14 protein-coding genes are annotated in these 16,051 nt (G+C 60.7%); 3 read left to right on the top strand and 11 right to left on the bottom strand.

Annotation, left to right across the window (positions count from 1 at the left end):
• Positions 1-29: 29 nt before the first annotated feature.
• Together E0501_RS00190 and E0501_RS00185 are read left to right on the top strand one after the other, a co-directional pair.
• The gene (locus E0501_RS00190) at positions 30-611 is read left to right on the top strand and encodes a tripartite tricarboxylate transporter TctB family protein (protein WP_137699350.1); all 582 of its coding nucleotides are present in this window, start codon (positions 30-32) and stop codon (positions 609-611) included.
• Positions 611-2,089 (top strand): tripartite tricarboxylate transporter permease, encoded by a 1,479-nt coding sequence (locus E0501_RS00185; RefSeq protein ID WP_137699349.1) that lies wholly within the window; start codon positions 611-613, stop codon positions 2,087-2,089. The genes E0501_RS00190 and E0501_RS00185 overlap by 1 nt, the downstream gene beginning before the upstream one ends.
• A 272-nt stretch (positions 2,090-2,361) precedes the next feature.
• Here E0501_RS00185 and E0501_RS00180 read toward each other — a convergent pair whose 3' ends face one another.
• Positions 2,362-3,603: an ester cyclase gene (locus E0501_RS00180; RefSeq protein WP_137699348.1), complete on the bottom strand. Its 1,242-nt coding sequence runs from the start codon at positions 3,601-3,603 to the stop codon at positions 2,362-2,364.
• 18 nt (positions 3,604-3,621) lie between these two features.
• Positions 3,622-4,635: an arginase family protein gene (locus E0501_RS00175; RefSeq protein ID WP_205123434.1), complete on the bottom strand. Its 1,014-nt coding sequence runs from the start codon at positions 4,633-4,635 to the stop codon at positions 3,622-3,624.
• Between the two features lie 1,004 nt (positions 4,636-5,639).
• On the opposite strand from E0501_RS00175, the gene E0501_RS00170 reads away from it, so the two are divergent.
• The gene (locus E0501_RS00170; protein ID WP_137699346.1) at positions 5,640-6,341 is read left to right on the top strand and encodes a Crp/Fnr family transcriptional regulator; all 702 of its coding nucleotides are present in this window, start codon (positions 5,640-5,642) and stop codon (positions 6,339-6,341) included.
• Between the two features lies 1 nt (position 6,342).
• Here E0501_RS00170 and E0501_RS00165 read toward each other — a convergent pair whose 3' ends face one another.
• The 9 genes from E0501_RS00165 to E0501_RS00125 all read right to left on the bottom strand — a co-directional run bounded on the left by E0501_RS00165 (position 6,343) and on the right by E0501_RS00125 (position 15,950).
• Positions 6,343-6,594 carry a cytochrome C oxidase subunit IV family protein gene (locus E0501_RS00165; protein WP_137699345.1) on the bottom strand — a complete coding sequence of 84 codons (252 nt, stop codon included), beginning with the start codon at positions 6,592-6,594 and terminating at the stop codon, positions 6,343-6,345.
• Between the two features lie 4 nt (positions 6,595-6,598).
• Positions 6,599-7,141 carry a cytochrome c oxidase subunit 3 gene (locus E0501_RS00160; RefSeq protein WP_137699344.1) on the bottom strand — a complete coding sequence of 181 codons (543 nt, stop codon included), beginning with the start codon at positions 7,139-7,141 and terminating at the stop codon, positions 6,599-6,601.
• A complete protein-coding gene (locus E0501_RS00155) occupies positions 7,141-9,102 on the bottom strand; it encodes a nitric oxide reductase activation protein NorD (protein ID WP_137699343.1) in 1,962 nt (653 codons plus the stop codon). The genes E0501_RS00160 and E0501_RS00155 overlap by 1 nt, the downstream gene beginning before the upstream one ends.
• A 9-nt stretch (positions 9,103-9,111) precedes the next feature.
• On the bottom strand, positions 9,112-9,918 hold the full coding sequence (locus E0501_RS00150) for a CbbQ/NirQ/NorQ/GpvN family protein (RefSeq protein ID WP_137699342.1): 807 nt from the start codon (positions 9,916-9,918) through the stop codon (positions 9,112-9,114).
• A 5-nt stretch (positions 9,919-9,923) separates the two neighbouring features.
• Positions 9,924-11,309 (bottom strand): cbb3-type cytochrome c oxidase subunit I, encoded by a 1,386-nt coding sequence (locus E0501_RS00145; protein ID WP_137699341.1) that lies wholly within the window; start codon positions 11,307-11,309, stop codon positions 9,924-9,926.
• A 12-nt stretch (positions 11,310-11,321) separates the two neighbouring features.
• Positions 11,322-11,774, bottom strand: a complete 453-nt coding sequence (locus tag E0501_RS00140) for a c-type cytochrome (RefSeq protein WP_137699340.1) — start codon at positions 11,772-11,774, stop codon at positions 11,322-11,324.
• Positions 11,775-11,875: 101 nt separating this feature from the next.
• Entirely contained in the window at positions 11,876-12,790 is a 915-nt protein-coding gene (locus E0501_RS00135; RefSeq protein ID WP_235857710.1) for an FAD:protein FMN transferase, read from the bottom strand.
• Positions 12,739-13,938 (bottom strand): NnrS family protein, encoded by a 1,200-nt coding sequence (locus E0501_RS00130; protein ID WP_137699339.1) that lies wholly within the window; start codon positions 13,936-13,938, stop codon positions 12,739-12,741. Before E0501_RS00130 ends, E0501_RS00135 begins: the two co-directional genes overlap by 52 nt.
• A complete protein-coding gene (locus E0501_RS00125) occupies positions 13,935-15,950 on the bottom strand; it encodes a NosR/NirI family protein (protein ID WP_137700788.1) in 2,016 nt (671 codons plus the stop codon). The genes E0501_RS00130 and E0501_RS00125 overlap by 4 nt, the downstream gene beginning before the upstream one ends.
• Positions 15,951-16,051: the final 101 nt, after the last annotated feature.

Here is a 16,051-nt window from a genome sequence, read left to right as displayed (position 1 = left end):
CTCCTGATCCCTGACCCCAAGGACAAGCCATGCCGGATCATATTGACCACGTAGCGACCCTGGCCGATGCCGAGCACAAATACTTCGACGACGAAGCTCCCGCCGAGGCCGCCGGTCTTGGCGCGTTGGTCTTTTGGCTGATCGGGCTTCTGGCGCTTGTGGTGCTTCCAATCGCAACCCGCGACGGCCGCCGCGACCTTGGCTGGTTCCAAGAGCCCGCGACCTGGCCGTCAATCGTGCTTGTGGTGGCGCTGGTCGGCGGGATCTGGCTGCCGCGGCGGCTGTGGTCTTTGCGCGGACAACCGGGGTTTGCCGCGCGTGCCCTAACGGCGTTCGAAGGGATGGGACGTGTGATGGCCTATTGCGGGTCGTTTCTGGTCTTTCTGCTGTCGGTGGTATGGATCGGTTTCACGCTGTCCACGCTGATCTACATGCAGGTGCTCTATCGCATGTCCGGTCTGCGTGGTGGCCGCTGGCCATGGATCGCGCTGGCGGTGAGCCTTGTTGTCCTGCTGGCCTTTCGCGGCGGTCTTGGCATCTGGTTTCCACTTCCGCGGGTGATGGATTACCTGCCCGACTGGGTTGGGAACCGTTTCGGAGAATACCTGTAATGGACGCTTTCCTTCTTGGACTTCAGGAAGTTGCACAATGGCAAGTGCTTGTCGCGCTGTGTATTGGGGCCGTCGTCGGCATCCTGATCGGCGCGGTCCCCGGCATGGAGCCCGCCGGCGCAATGGCCATTGCGCTGCCCTTTTCACTGACGATGGACCCGCTGGCGGGGATCATCCTGTTGCTGGGCTGCTATGGCGGCGCGTGGTACGGCGGGGCGATCCCCGCGATCCTGATCCGGGTGCCTGGCACGCCCGTTAACGTTCTGACAACCTATGACGGCCATCCACTTGCTCAGAAGGGTCAGCCGATGCGGGCGCTGTCGCTGGCCTATTCGTCGTCTTTCGTGGGCGGTGTCGTTTCAATTGTCGCACTGATCTTTCTGGCGCCCTTCATGGCGCAAATCGCGGCGAGGTTCGGGCCGCCAGAATACGCGATGGTCATGGTATTGGCGACGGTTTCTGTAGTCCTCGCGCATCACGAGAACATCCCCAGTGCGATTCTGACTTTTGGCTTGGGCGCCTTTCTTGGAACTGTGGGGTTTGAAAGCCCGCACAACACTCTCCGTTACACGTTTGATCAGACATGGTTGGTCGGTGGTGTTCCGATGGTTCCGATGGTTATCGGCCTGTTCGCCATGAGCCAAGCCTTTGTCCTGATGGAAACCAAGACGCGGCGTGAAGGCCCAGCCGACCTAGGGTCCACCGGCCGCTTCGCCGGGTTGTGGGAGGTCTTTACCTATCGTGCCACGGTCATCCGGTCGAGCACGCTTGGCGTCGTCATGGGTATGCTGCCCGGTGTCGGTGAGTTCGGGGCACAGTTTTTGTCGTATTCATTGGCGCGGCGGTTCTCGAAGAAACCCGAAGAGTTCGGGAACGGTTCACCAGAGGGCGTGGTAGCCTCCGAGGTTTCCATCAACGCCTGCACCTCGACGGTCCTTGTGCCGTTGCTGTCGCTGGGAATCCCGACCGATCCGCTCATGGCGATGCTGTTAGCCGTGTTCATGATCCACAACATCATTCCGGGCCCGCTGCTCTTTGCCGAACATGCCGATTTCATATCGGGGCTTTATATCTCGCTCTTTGTTCTGAACGTTTTCGTCCTGGGCCTGCTCCTGGTCTTCACCAAGCATATCGTGAAGCTGTCCTCGATTACGCCGCAGGTGGTGGGGGCCACGATCATGGTGCTGGGGTTCATCGGAACCTATACGCAGAACTACCGGATCACCGATGCCCTCTTCACGCTTGTCTTCGCAATTGCCGGGCGCTTCATGCTGAAGAACGGCATTCCGGCCTTCCCCATGGTCGTGGGGCTTGTGCTGGGGCCGATGCTAGAACAACGGCTGAAACAGTCGATGAGCATTTCGGGCGGCGATCCGACGATCTTCCTGACCCGTCCCCTGGCGGCGATCTTCCTGTGCTTTGCCTTGATCGCGGTGGGCGGCTTTGTGTGGTCGCATCTCAGGTCGAAAGCGCATTGAGGGACCAACGCTGGGACGGTGGAGCGCTGCCTTGCGAGAAATCTTCATCGGGTGCGTTGCATAGCGTCAATGCCCCGACGTAAAAGCAAAACGAAAGACAACAAGGACCATCGCCTTTGCCCGGCGGCGGCGACACAAGATTGCTTCGGGTTGAGTAGATAGGCCGAGGCGGAAGTTATCAACCCGTTTCCAACCTTCCACACTCTCTCAACGCAAAAAGCCCCGTGACCTTCCAGCCACGGGGCTTTTCCATTTCACTCGGTCGATCCCCGTTAACCGGTTAGCTGCTGCACATGATGCAACCCGTCGGGAAAGCCCCATTGTTCGACGATCTTGCCGTTCATGACCTTGTGAATGGACACTTCGGCGATTTCGGTCCTTCGGCCGGTGGGCGCAATGCCGTTGAAATCGCCCTTGTGCGTGCCGGTTGAGATGTAGCGCGTGACCACCCGGTCCCCTTCGGCCACGATGTCGACGACGCGTTCCGTCCAGTCGGGGAAAGAACGGTGGTGCCCTTCGATGAACGCGCGCATCCCGTCGCATCCGCGCACCTCGGTTCCGCAGATGAAATGCGCCCGGAATTCTGGCGAATAAAGCTCGTCGATCAGATCATAGTTGGCGCGGTTCCAGACCTCGTAATGCGCGCGCAAGACGACATCCTTTGCCGTCTGCCTGGCATCCCGGGCGGCGTCGGCACCACCAACGTCGGTGATCGACAATCCGAAGGCGGAGCTGTCTACGATGCGGCCGCCTAGCGGCGCGTGAATGTACTGCCCCGTCGCAGGCGCAAAGCCCCACATATGGCCGGTGATCGTGTTTGTGTTGGTATTATAGAGGAACACCGCCGCCAGGGTCTCAGCGTCTTCGGACCAGCTGACTAAATAGATGCCGGGGGCAAGCTGGCTGGCGTTGTATTCCTCGACATCGCCGATGCCGGGATTGCCCTTCAGCCCGTGCCACGCGACCTTGGTCTTGTTGAGGTAGATCAGCTCCCAAGCATAGCGTCCGGAGTATTCGGCCACGAAACGTTTGCCGACAAGGTCCGGCGGAAAGGGCGGGCCTTGGATTTCGCCGGAGGTCCGGGGTGCGCCGATCACGCCACCCACATGAACCTTGCGGATGCTGTGCTCGGATTCGCCGGGTTTGGGCACTTCACCATGCACGAGAACGACCTGATCTCGGTTGAAGTCAAGCGCGATACAGGTTGTCTGCCGCTTGTCCTGCGGCGTGTCGTGTTTGAGGAAAAAGATGCCGTCGGCTGGCTCCGACGCCCAGTATTTGGCGGTGCGGGGCTTCTTGGCGCGTTTCCCGGTCCGTTCTACTACTTCCAGCGTGTCGAGATTGAGAATCCGATAGTCCAACCTGCGACCATCCGACAGGTGAAGTTCGAAGCTCTTGTCGGCGAGGTCCTTGGTCTGCCCGACGGAGAATTCCGCCAGATCGTCTTCGGGAAACGATTCCGGGCCACCATAGCCGTCACGGCGTTTCCACTGGATTTCAGGGGTTTTGGTCATTCTTTGTCCTTCCTGGGATCAACGTGCCCATTTGGTTTTGCGGCGCTTCGTTGTGCGCCGCGCCCGCGCTTCGGTCAGAACGCAAAGCATCTCGAAACACAGCGCCGCCGCGATATTGGTGGATTGTCCGGTCGGATCGTTGTCCGGGCTTAGCTCGACGAAATCGGCACCAACAATGTCGAGGTCGCGCGCCGAGCGGATGATCTTGCGCGTGTCGCGCGCCGAAACGCCAAACGGTTCCGGCAGGCCAGTGGCTGGCATTTCGGAAGGGTCGATGCCATCGTTGTCGACCGACAGATAGGCCGGCCCGTCGCCGATGATCGCGATCGCTTCCGCAATCACATCGTTGACGCCGCGATCCTCCAGTTCCTCGGCGGTGACGATCCTGATGCCGACCTCGTGGCCGAAGTCCCAGAAATGGCTGGCGCGCCCGCGAATGCCGATCTGAACGCAGCGTTTTGGGTCGAGAAGCCCCTCCATCACCGCGAAACGAAAGGGGCTGGCATCATTGATCGCCAGCACCGTGTCGTCCCACGGGATGATCCCGCCCCCGGTATCGGAATGGGCGTCGATCATCAACATCCCCAGCGGCCCGCCGGAGGCCAGGGCACGCATGATCGGATAGGTCATCGTGTGTTCGCCGCCTACGGACAGGGTGTTGATCCCGGCCTTGGCAAATCCATCGTAGACCTCTGCGATTTCCTCCACGCGCTCTGGCAGATCCTCGGAGTCAAAGCTGAGATCTCCGAAATCGGCGATGCTGAAGGTGTCAAAGGGAATGGTGCCCCAGCGTGGGTGGACCGGGCCCATCCATTGCGACCATTCGCGCACGGCCTGGGGTCCCTTGTGTGTGCTCACGCGAAGCGGGATAGAGTTTTCCAACGGGATGCCAACCACCGCGATGTCAATCTCGGGTAATTCGGTGCTGAACGGGGCCTGGAACATGCCAAGGTGATCAGCCCGCATATCCCGGACAGGAGCTCCCTCGCGTTCCATGCGATTGTAGATCGCTCCTGCGGCCTTGTTCCGCATCTCCATCGAGGGAACCTGCGCAAGTTCTGCGTATCGGGTAAGTGCCGTTTCTTTTTCCATTTTGGTTACGCGGCCTTTCTTCTTGATCCTGGAACAATAATTCTGCGCGACAAGGATATGGCGAGTGGCCGTCCAAGGTATTTGAGTAGTGGACCAATTGATGTGAATTCAGGCCATTACGCATTTGGAGCGTGAAGAGCGATCACTGCGGAGGAATTCGAACAGCAAGAAGTCCAGCCCCATTCTGCTCCCAATCAAAATTGGTCTTGCGTTAGGAGTGAGCAGGCTGTGAGATCGGCAACGATTGAGCACATGCTCTAGGCAATGCGGACTTTTCCGGTCGCCCCGGTTAAGAGTTGCCGCTCGCGATTCTTACGACTGTTTCTGAGATATTTGACATAGGTGTCTTTGGGCTCAGAAACGACTTGTGGTGGCGCGGAACGGAGCCGGAACAACCGGTGAAGTGAACGTCCGCTTTCAATTTTTCAACCAAAGTAGCTTGCGCAGCGGCGAATTCACACTAGCCGCTCTTGGTGCTTTTCACTGGAGACGCAATGTGCAGAAAGCTGGCATTGGAGCTAGCGCGGCAAATGTTCGCTTTGTCCGCTGAGCGGTCAATCATATACAACGCAGCGAACGGCAGCTCCGAGCCCGAAGCGGACGCGACAAGCGGTTGCAGGACTACGTTGAGAGAAACTCATAGTATGAACGGCTGGGACTGGTTACCCCAGAACCGGATCGATTCTTGGCTGATGTCGATGCCTCGTTTGTGCAGCAGGTCTTCGGTATTTGGAATGTGAAAGCTGGACCCACACGTAGAAGATATCCGCCTCAAGGCAAGTTACTGTGATTCTTTGCTCGTCTTTGTCGGCGACATAACTGAACCCGGTAGTTTGCATCCTTCAACTATTGTTGGCACTGTTTGGTAGTTTTCAGAGAGTGTTAATTCGGTTCACGGCAAACGCGTCATCAACGCAGACTAAGAAATCAAGGGTACAGAACGTATGCGCACGGACGAAAAAGCATTGGCATGCGGCTCACTGTTGTTCAGCAGCATGCCAGCTAAGGAAGCCGAAGCAATCCTTTCGAACGCCCGAGTGATCGAGTTCGACCGCGGCCAGACAATATTCTTGCAGGGCGAAGTTGCCAAAGCGGTTTATATCGTCATGGACGGCTGGGTGAAGCTGTACCGGATTGCACCCAGCGGCGCAGAAGCTGTTGTGGGCGTCTTCACGAAGGGACGCAGCTTTGGTGAGGCGGTAGCATTTCGCGGGGATGTCTACCCGGTCTCGGCCGAAGCCGTGACCAATTGTAGCTTGATGCGGATCGAGGCCGAAGACTATTTACGACAGATCCGCACTTCGCCCGAGGCGGCTATTTCTTTGTTGTCGGCAACATTTGCGCATCTGCACAGTTTGGTCGCTCAGGTAGAGGCGCTGAAAGCACGTACTGGCGCACAGAGAGTCGCTGAGTTTCTGTGCGAGTTGAGCAATTGCGAAAATGGCAGATGCGAGGTTATCCTACCCTACGACAAGGTTCTGATCGCAGGTCGCCTTGGTATGAAGCCTGAAAGCCTCAGCCGAGCCTTTTCGAAACTCAGGAACGAAGGCGTTACGATCCATCAAAACCGCGCAAAGATCGACGACATCAAGCATCTCCGGATCTTTTCCGAAGAAGACCCGGCAAATGCATGGGCAAAGCCCTGAATCAGACCGGACCGGCCATGACCACAAGCGCCATGGCAAGCAGCATGTAACCGCCGAGCACCATCGCGAAGCCTCGCCCCCACGCGGGCGCCTCGGCTAGCCCCAGGTAGCTGCGCACGATGATCAATGCCTTGGCCCAGGCGAGCAGAAGAATGGCCAGTGATATCGCCAACCCGGTTTGACCACTGACGGCGATGACGGTGCTGCCGGCTGAGAGCGCCACGAGGAAGATCCATGCCCTTGTGATCCTCATCGCCTTACCCTAGCAGGTAAAGGATCGGGAAAAGGATCACCCAGACGAGATCGACCATATGCCAGAAAGCCGTACCGGCCTCGACGGTGCGACGCTGGCACTGAATAGCCACAAGGCCAAGGATCACGATCCCGGCCAGCACATGTGCCGCGTGAAACCCGGTCAGCAGGTAGTAGAAGGTGAAGAACGGATCGGTTTCGAAGGTTACGCCATGCGCGGCCTTGTCGGCGTATTCCATTCCTTTCACGAACAGGAAGACCACCCCAAGCGCGGCCGCAGCGCCCAGGTAAAGCCGGGTCAGGGCGAGCGTTCCCGCCCTCGTGGCCAGCGCGGCAAGCCATCCCGAGGTGACGAGGACGAGGGTATTCATACCTGCCTCGGCGCGATGCAGGCTGGCCTGTGCTTCGGCAAAGCCGGCAGGATCGGTTACGCGCACGGACAGGTAGGCAATGAGGCCGGCGCCGAACACCAGAAGCTCCGACACGATCAGGATCCACATCATCAGGTCTCCCGGAAGATCGTCGAAGGCGTTTCGCGTGTCGTCCATCACGCGCCCACAAGCTCGCGATAGATCTGTGGCAGGGCGCTGGTTAGCTTGTCAGGATGCGAAATGACCGCGAAGCCGCCTTGGCCAAAAATGCGCGGGAACCAGGAGCGGCCATTGCGATCGACAGTGATACCGAAAACCGAATGACCGGCGCGGCGGGCCTCCTGCACGGCCTTGCGGCTGTCCGCGATGCCGTGGCGGCCTTCGTAGTGATCGAGATCGTTGGGCTTGCCGTCGGTGATGACTAGAAGAAGCCGCCGCTTTCGGGCCTGCTGTGAGAGGTCGCGCGAGACATGCCGGACAGCGGCGCCCAGCCGGGTGTAGAATCCGGGGTGCAGCCCGCCGATCCGACGTTCGACAACCGTCGACATCGGTTCGCCGAAGCTTTTGGCCTCTTGCACATAGACGCGGTTACGCTTGAGAGACGAAAAGGCGTGGATGGCAAAATCGTCGCCGCAGGCCTCGAGTCCCCACGCCAGTGCGGCAAGCGCCTCGCGCTCAACGTCGATCACGGCGCGGCCGTCATGGCCATGGCCGGGCACGGCGGCCTCGGTCGAGCGCGACGCGTCGAGGAGAATTGAAACGGCAAGGTCGCGTTTCTCGGGGCGCGTTTGCAGCCAGACCCGATCGCAGCTTTCGCCGGTGGCGAAAAAGTCGACCCGCGCGCGCACGGCACGCTCCGTATCAAGCTCGTCGCCGTCGCGATGTCCGCTTGTCAAAATCCGGCCAGGACGAAGGGCCTCGAACTGTTTGCGAACGGCACGGATGCGCGCATTGGCGCGCGGGTCGTCCCGAAACGGAGGGATCTCGGGCCCGGGTTCAGCGAACGAAGCCAGGACTCGGGCATGCGCGGGCAGGTAGGCACCAGCGCGGACATCCCATTCGGGGTAGGTATACTTGGCCGACAGCGCTTCGCGTTCGGCATCTTCGGGGGCGAGATCTAGATGCAGCTTGAGCCGCGTGGCAGGGGCCTTGGAGATCTGGCCCAGCCCGACCTCATCCTGATCATCGGCTGCTTTTTTTGCGTCGTCGTTTTCATCGTCGTCGACGCGACGATTGAGGTTCAGGAACTCAGCCCAGCTGAGAATGGCCTCGAACTTATGGAGGATGAAACTGTCCGTACGTTCGGTCTGGTCGGCCTTGCGACGTCGCGCCCGGTGGGTCTTGCCCTCACCTTCTTCCTGTTTCTGCCCGCCGGGCGTGGCCTCATCGGCAACGGCATGGGCCTCGGAGAGCTGCATCTCGCGCAGGTCCGGCCAGAGGGGCACCGGGCGGAACGGCCGATATTTGCGGGGAGCCGTGAAGCCGTCGACCTCGCCAGACTGAACCGCAGCCCACATGGCCGCGGCCGGGCCTGTCAGCGCCGCGCAGTCGCCCAGCATGTGACGGATCACGGCCTCCACGGCGGCTTCTTGCGCTGGAAGTGCGGGCACAGCACGCGTGGCGAGAACGGCGGCGCAGAGATCGCGGTAGAGCCCGGTGAAGCCAGGGGCTTCGTGGAGGGCATCGGCGACCATTCCGCAGGCCTCAGACAAGGCGGCCAGATCGACCTGCAGCGGATCATCTGCGCGAGCGTGTCCCGGCCCTGCAGCGGCGGCCGCTGCGGTGAGCCACAGGTAGAGCGCGGCGTTCGCTTCGCGCGCTGGAAAGAGCGCCAGGCTTTCGGGAAGCCTCAGCGCGGCGCCGTCGAAGCTGGCGCGCGGGGTGTCTTCGGCCCAAGTGCCCAGACGCCGGCGCAGCGACAGACGGTGGTGGCTCGTTTCCGTCGAAACCGGCTTCAACTCGACCGTGCGGTCGCCGCCCAGGCCTCGGAATAATATGGCCAGCCGCCCGCCAACCTCGGAGAGGTCGACACGGGCTCCGTCATGCACCTGGGGTGCATCAAGGCGGCTGGCCCACCGATGCCACAGTTTCCCAACAGTCTCTTCGGGTTCCCATGGTTCGATGTCGATCTCGGTCATCGCCTTGCCTCACCCAAGAACAGCAGTGACGAGATCGAGGAGCCCATGTTTCACGTCCGGGTCATCGGTCAGCGGTTCGATCATCGCGGCAAGGATGGCACGTTCCATCGGCATGCCCTTGTTGATGAGGCTGGCCGCATAGATCACCAGCCGGGTCGAAACGCCTTCCTCGAGATCCTGGCCCTTGAGATCGCGCAACTTGTTCGCCAACCGCACAAGCAGCTTCGCGCGATCCTCCGACAACCCGCTTTCGCGGATGACAACCGGAACCTCGTGCTCGGGGGCCGGAAAATCGAACTCCAACGCGACAAACCGTTGCCGCGTCGAAGGCTTCAACGTCTTGAGGATGTTCTGGTAGCCGGGGTTGTAAGAGGCCACCAGCATGAAGCCGGGCGCCGCTTCCAGCTCTTCACCGGTCCGGTCAATGGGCAGGATGCGGCGGTCATCGGTCAGAGGGTGCAGCACCACGGTGACGTCCTTGCGGGCCTCAACCACCTCGTCAAGGTAGCAGATCGCGCCTTCGCGCACCGCGCGGGTCAGCGGGCCATCGACCCAGACGGTTTCACCGCCCTTGAGCAGGTAGCGCCCGATCAGGTCGGCGGCAGACAGGTCATCATGGCAGGCCACGGTATGAAGCGGGCGGTCCAGACGTGCGGCCATGTGCGTGACGAAGCGGGTCTTGCCGCAGCCCGTCGGCCCCTTGAGCAGGACCGGCAGATCGTTCTCGGCGGCGGCTGAGAAAATCTCGCACTCGTCGCCCTGGGGGAGATAGAAGGGGGCATCTGCCGCCCCCTTCAGGTTCATGGATCCGTCCATCGGTTTCACTCCGCGGCTACCTGTTCGGCCTTGGCGCGTTCGGCCGGACCGGGTTCGATCACTTCACGCCGCGGCACCATCACCGCGTAGATGAAGAGCAGCGCACCCAGCACCACCGCCACACCTGAACCGAAGCGCATGGCGTAGAACAGCCAAAGCTGATCCTGCACGTCCATGAAGTAATCACCGTTCACCCGCTGCAGGTGGGTCTGCACCGTGCCGGCAAAGGTCAGCGTGAAGGTCATGAACACCATGCCGCCCGACATCAGCCAGAACGAAGCCATGTTGAGTACCTGGTTGTAGGGGTCACGCCCGCGCAGCACCGGGAAGGCATAGGTGATGATCGCCAGGTTCAGCGCGACATAAGCCCCATAGAATGCCAGGTGGCCGTGCGCCGCGGTGATCTGCGTGCCGTGGGTGTAGTAGTTGACCGGGTGCAGCGTGTGCAGGAAGCCCCAGACACCGGCACCGAAGAAGGCCAGAGTCGCACAGCCCAGCGCCCACAGAAGCGCAGCCTTGTTCGGGTGATCGCGGCGGCCCTTCCATACCATCACGAAGGCAAACGCCATCATTCCGAAGAAGGGGATCACCTCGAGACTGGAGAAGATCGTACCAATCCACTGCCAATAGCCGGGCGTGCCGATCCAGTAGTAGTGGTGCCCTGTGCCCAGCACGCCGGAAAAGAGCGCGGTGGCGACGATGACGTAGAGCCATTTCTCGATCACTTCACGGTCAACACCGGTGAGCTTGAGCATCAGGAAGGCCAGGATCGAGGCCATCACCAACTCCCAGGTCGCCTCGACCCAGAGATGGACGACATACCACCAGTACATCTTGTCCAGCGCGAGGTTCGACGGGTTGTAGAAGGCGAAGAGGAACAACAGCGCCAGCCCCCAGAGCCCCATCAAGAGGATGTTGGTGATCGCTGTTTTCTTGCCCTTAAGAACTGTCATCGAGACGTTGAAAAGGAAGATGAGCGCGGCCACGACGATCCCGGCCTTGACCCACTTGGGTTGTTCAAGGAACTCGCGCCCCTCCTTGCCCAGCAGGAAATTGCCTTCGAAAAGGTTGAAGAGATAGGTTACGACGACACCTGCGGTGCCGAGGATGAAGATCGCAAGCTGAATATAGGCTAGCGTTGGCGAATGTATCTCGCGTTCGGCCTCTTCCGGCAGCAGGTAGTAGGCCGCCCCGAAGAAGCCCAGCAGAAGCCAGACAATGAGGCTGTTGGTGTGCAGCATCCGCGCGATGTTGAAGGGAAGGATCTCGGTCAGGAAGTTCCCGTCGACATAGATCCACCCCATGATCAGCCCAAGCGTCACCTGCACGGCAAAGAGAGCCATTGCGGTGACGAAATAGGCGTAGGCGATTTTCTGAGTTTGATATTTCATCGTCCCCACTCCTTAGCCCGCGTCATTCGGCGGCCAGTCCTGCGCGCGGATCGTGTCGACCCAAAGCAGGAAGTCCGCCAGTTCGCGGTATTCTTCGTCTGTCAGGTTGAAGTTCGGCATCTGCCTGCGGCCTTCGATTCCCGTCGGCATGGAATCCATCCACCCCTTGAGGCTTTCGAACGCTGCCTCCGGATCATCGGCTACACCCCAACGCGTCATGACGTTGGCCAGTTCGGGCGCGAAGTAGGCGCCTTCACCCAGGATCGTATGACAGTTGATGCAGGCGTGTTTCTCCCACAGGTGTTTGCCTGCCGCCACGCTGTCAGTCAGCGTCGCCGCATCCGTCGAAGTGGTTCGGATATACCTGTGAGAGTGAGCCGAGAGCCCAAGAAATATGAGAATGAAGAACAGGGAACCGCCATAGAAGATATTGCGGGCCATGCTCTTGGTCATGACTTCACGCATAGCGCTTATCCTTCCCGTTGCATGTCGTGTGCATCTGTTTTGTGTCGGGCTCGGCGGCGTATCCTTAACCAAAGTCAATCGCCTCCCGGATTTCCGCGCGATCAGCCCAGATACTCCATCCGGACCCCCGGAAAACGAGCCAGCGTGGCGTCGATCTCTGCGCGCGGCATCAGGCAGAACGCAGTCGAAAGTGCATCGGCCAAGGCTGCCGAGGGCGCCGAGACCGAGACGGTCTGCCAGAGCGGGGGCCGGCCATCGGGATGCAGGATGTGCGGTTGGCCAAGCCCGATGCGTGTTCCCATCGGGGACGAAGTCGCCAGGGCACGATCGCGCAACGCAACACGGCGCAAAATCCGGCCTTGCGGCGTGGCGATGCCGGCCTGCCAATCGTCCGCCCCGTGGCGCCCCAGGGCCTGGATCTCGCCCGCATCGATCAACACATCGTCAAAGCCCTCGCCACGCAAAAGCGCCGCCAGTTTGTCGGCGGCAAGGCCCTGCGCGATTCCGTTGAAGGTCAGCGCCATGCCAGGTTGCAGAACGATTTCCCGGTCCGAGAAGAGCACCTTTTCCCACCCAGTACCGAGGCGGGCAGGCCCGGGATCTTGACCGCGAGAAATAGCCCGCCAGAGAGGTTGAACCGTGGGGTCGAAGGCGCCGTTCGTTGCACCGTGCAAGGTGTTTGAAAGGTTTATCAGCGCGCGCATATCATCCGAGGGCCAGGCAAGCCGGCCATGGGCATTTAGGCGCGCAAGCTCGGAGTCAATATGAAGCGAAAAATGATCTTCGACCTGCGCGAGGGTGCGCGCGACCTTGCGCCAGGTGCGGCCTACCGGATCGGCCGCGCCGCCCAAGCGCAGGGTTACATCGGCGCCCAGGGCGCGGCCCTGCCAGTGCGCGCGCGTGGCACTTGCTCGACAGACTGCGGAGGCGGCGGTGATGGTGAGAAATCGACGACGTGTAAGCATCAGACCGACTCCTTGCTTTTGGAAAGCCGAGGACCCGTGAATACCGGCCACAGTTCGACCACGTAGAGCGCGAAAGCCAGTATCCAGAGCGCGCCGGAGGTCAGAACCCCCCAGTAATAAAGCTCAGGCCATTCGGATCCGGCGAAACGGGCAAGTGCCGCCAGTGGCAGCGCGGCATAGCCAAGTGCGACGGGCCATGGTGCGATCAGGGGCCGCCCGGAATGCCCAAGCGCAGCTCGGGACATCACGGCCAGTGTCATGCTACCGACGGCTCCAACGCCAAGAATATGCAGAGCGGCGACTTCGGACCCCCGGTCCAGGGCGGAAAGACCAAGAGCGACAAGGCCCGCCGCGTTGAACCCATAGCCCAGATGCAGCGACCAGAGGATGGGCTGCGAGAATGTCCAGCGCGTGCGCCACCGGGAAAGCCTCACCAGGCCAGCCAGCCCTGCCAAGAGTGCGACGATCCCGAAAACGGCCCCTTGCAGTCCGGCGGTCGCCATCAGCGGCAAGATCAGCGCCCCGACGATGGAAACCACTGCCAGCGGCATGGTGTCTTCGGGCAAGCCCGTTTCACGCCCGGTTTGCCGCATGGCATTGCGCGTGAAGGCCGGGGTCACGCGCCCCCCAAGGATCATGATCAGTGCTGTCAGCGTCAGAAGCCCACCACGCAGACCACCATTGGCGGTGTCGCCGGTGGCCCCCACCCATTCGAGGTGCACCATCAGGTTGGTTGAAAAGAAGATTACCAGCACGGCCAAAAATATCATTTGCCGGGGTTTTGGCCGTTTCAAAAGAAGCAAAAGCACCTTGGTGCCGATCACTGGCACAAAGGCCAGGTCAATCATCATGACCAACAGCGACGGAAGACTGGCCGAGAACCAGATCGCCAGCCGCCCTGCCAGCCAGATGCCGGCTGCAAGCACAAAGAACTTCGTCTTGGCGTTCTCTCCACCCACCCAGGAAGGGGCCGCTGTCATCAGGAACCCGGCAATCGCTGCAGCCGCGTAGCCGAAGATCAGCTCATGCGCGTGCCACAGATGGGGCGCCATCGAAAACGGCATGTCGGAAACCATCCCACCCGCGGCATGGATGGCAAGCCAGCTCTCCCAAACGATCATAGCGAACACCGCAAAAAGACCGGCCGCGAGAAAGAAAACTCGGTAGCCGGCCGTAAACAGGCGCTGCATTCCGGTCATTTGGCTGCCTCCGTATTCTGTTGCGCTCGGGCGCGTCGCTTCAGGATGGGGCATTGCGTGCCATCCAGCATGATGACCTGGCATCGCAGGCACAAGACGCATTCGTTGGGGTTTATCCGGCCGACTTCGTCGATCGCACCGACGGTGCATTTGGTTTCGCACATCCGGCACTCACGTCCGCATTGCGGGCGGCGGTGAAGCCAGTCGAAAATCTTGAGCTTGGCCGGAATGGCAAGGCCCGCCCCCAATGGGCAGAGATAGCGGCAGTGGAAACGCTCTACAAAAAGACCGGCCGCCAGAAGCGCCAGAACGAAAAGGATGAACGGCCAGGCCCGCATCATCCTGAGAGAGATCGCGGTCTTGAAGGGTTCGACCTCGGCCAGGACCAGCGCGTCATGCATCGAGTAGAAGCTGAGCGCGAGAATGGCTACGAAGGCCGTGTATTTCAGCACCCATAGCCGTTCATGCAGGGCGCGTGGCACCGCGACCTGCTTGATCCCCAGCCGGACAGCGAGGGCATTGAGCAACTCCTGCAACGCACCGAACGGGCACAACCATCCGCAATAGACGCCGCGACCCCAGAAAAGCAGCCCCAGTGCCACAAACCCCCAGAGCAGGAAAATCAGAGGCTCGATCAGGAAGGTCTCCCAACGGAAGCCACCGAGGAGCGAATGGATGAAGGCCACGACCTGCACCACAGACAACTGTGCATTGAGTCCCCAGCCCAATACAAACAGTGTCATGGTCAGGAATGAAAGCCGCATACCGCGCCAAAGCCGGGGCCGGCGCACGATCCATTCCTGGGCAAAGAAAATCAGCCACAGCACGGCCAGCATTGTCGCCACGAAAACGACCGCGAGTCGCTTTTCCCGCCAGTTGATCTGCCACAGCGGAACATCGTATGGCGGCGGCAAGGTGCGGAAGGCATCGGGCAGTCGGTAATCGACGCCTAAGGTCATGCTCAGATCGCCCTGATCTGAAGGCCGGGTAGCGACCACTTCAATGCGGAAAGGCTCAAGAGGATCGATCGTGGCGGGCAGCCGGAAGAGGCTGATTTCTTTTACGTCCGGCGCCCCGTCGATCCGCAAGCGCCTTATCATGTGATAGCTTTCAGCGGTCGGGTGCCAGGGCGTGTCGTTCTGAATGATGGCGATGCGCTCGAAGGTGCCACTGCGCCGCCACTCGGTACCCCGGTGGGAATAGAGCCCGCGACTGACAACAAGCAACGCCGATTCACCGTGGCCGAGATTGCCGACGGCGCCGGTGAACGCCTGCTGCCCCAAGAGATTCTGACCGACGGTCGGGGTATCCACGAGCCCCGCCCAGACCCGCAGGAAATCACCCTCACCTGCAGTCACCGGCACCTTGGCCCCTGCAAAAGCCCGTGAGGCCTCGCTCATGCTGGTGTGTGCCTGCGTCAGAGCCCCGGCTTCAAGCAGAGCAGACCAATCCATCGGTTCAAAACTGACTCGGTCGATCCCCGCCTTGGCCGCGATCACGCCGCGCGCCGCAGCCAAGGTGCGCGCGGTGCGCAGAATGCCATCGCGTATCACCCCAGTGGACACCGTGGCGCGGCTGATCACATCTGGCAGGGAGTTTTTATTTGTCCCGAACGACTGTTTGAGATCGTGCCCGGCAAAGCCGCCGACATAGGCGGCGATGTCTTCGTCAGAAATGCCTAGGGTCAGAACCGGCTCGTTGTGACGAACGAGCTTTGCCGCACTTATGCTTCCTTCGGTATCGATGCCAACCAACACCTCGAGCGGGCGGCCGGAATAACCGAGCGAATTGGCGATTTCCCAGGTCGAGCCGATATACCCGAGAACGACGCCATCCTTTGCGATTTGCCAGCCGGGAACCCCCTCGCTCTGGCGCGTGACCTGCACTGGCGGGGATGTCTTCATGAGCGTGGCAGCCACCTCCTGTCTTGGAACGTAAGGGCCGCCGTCCATCGGTATTTCCTGCTGCGCAACCGGCCGGGATGGCAGCGCCGCGACCCAGAGCCCGGCCATGATGACAAAAAATTTGAGAATAGCGCGCATTGCCACAGGCTCGCCAGTTGTTTCGGCCGAGCTTGCCGCGGGGTCCGCTGACAATCCTTAACAATAGTCAA

This window comes from Marimonas lutisalis, from assembly GCF_005434965.1.
GTDB lineage: Bacteria > Pseudomonadota > Alphaproteobacteria > Rhodobacterales > Rhodobacteraceae > Marimonas_A > Marimonas_A lutisalis.
This window is presented reverse-complemented; position numbering and strand designations above follow the sequence as displayed.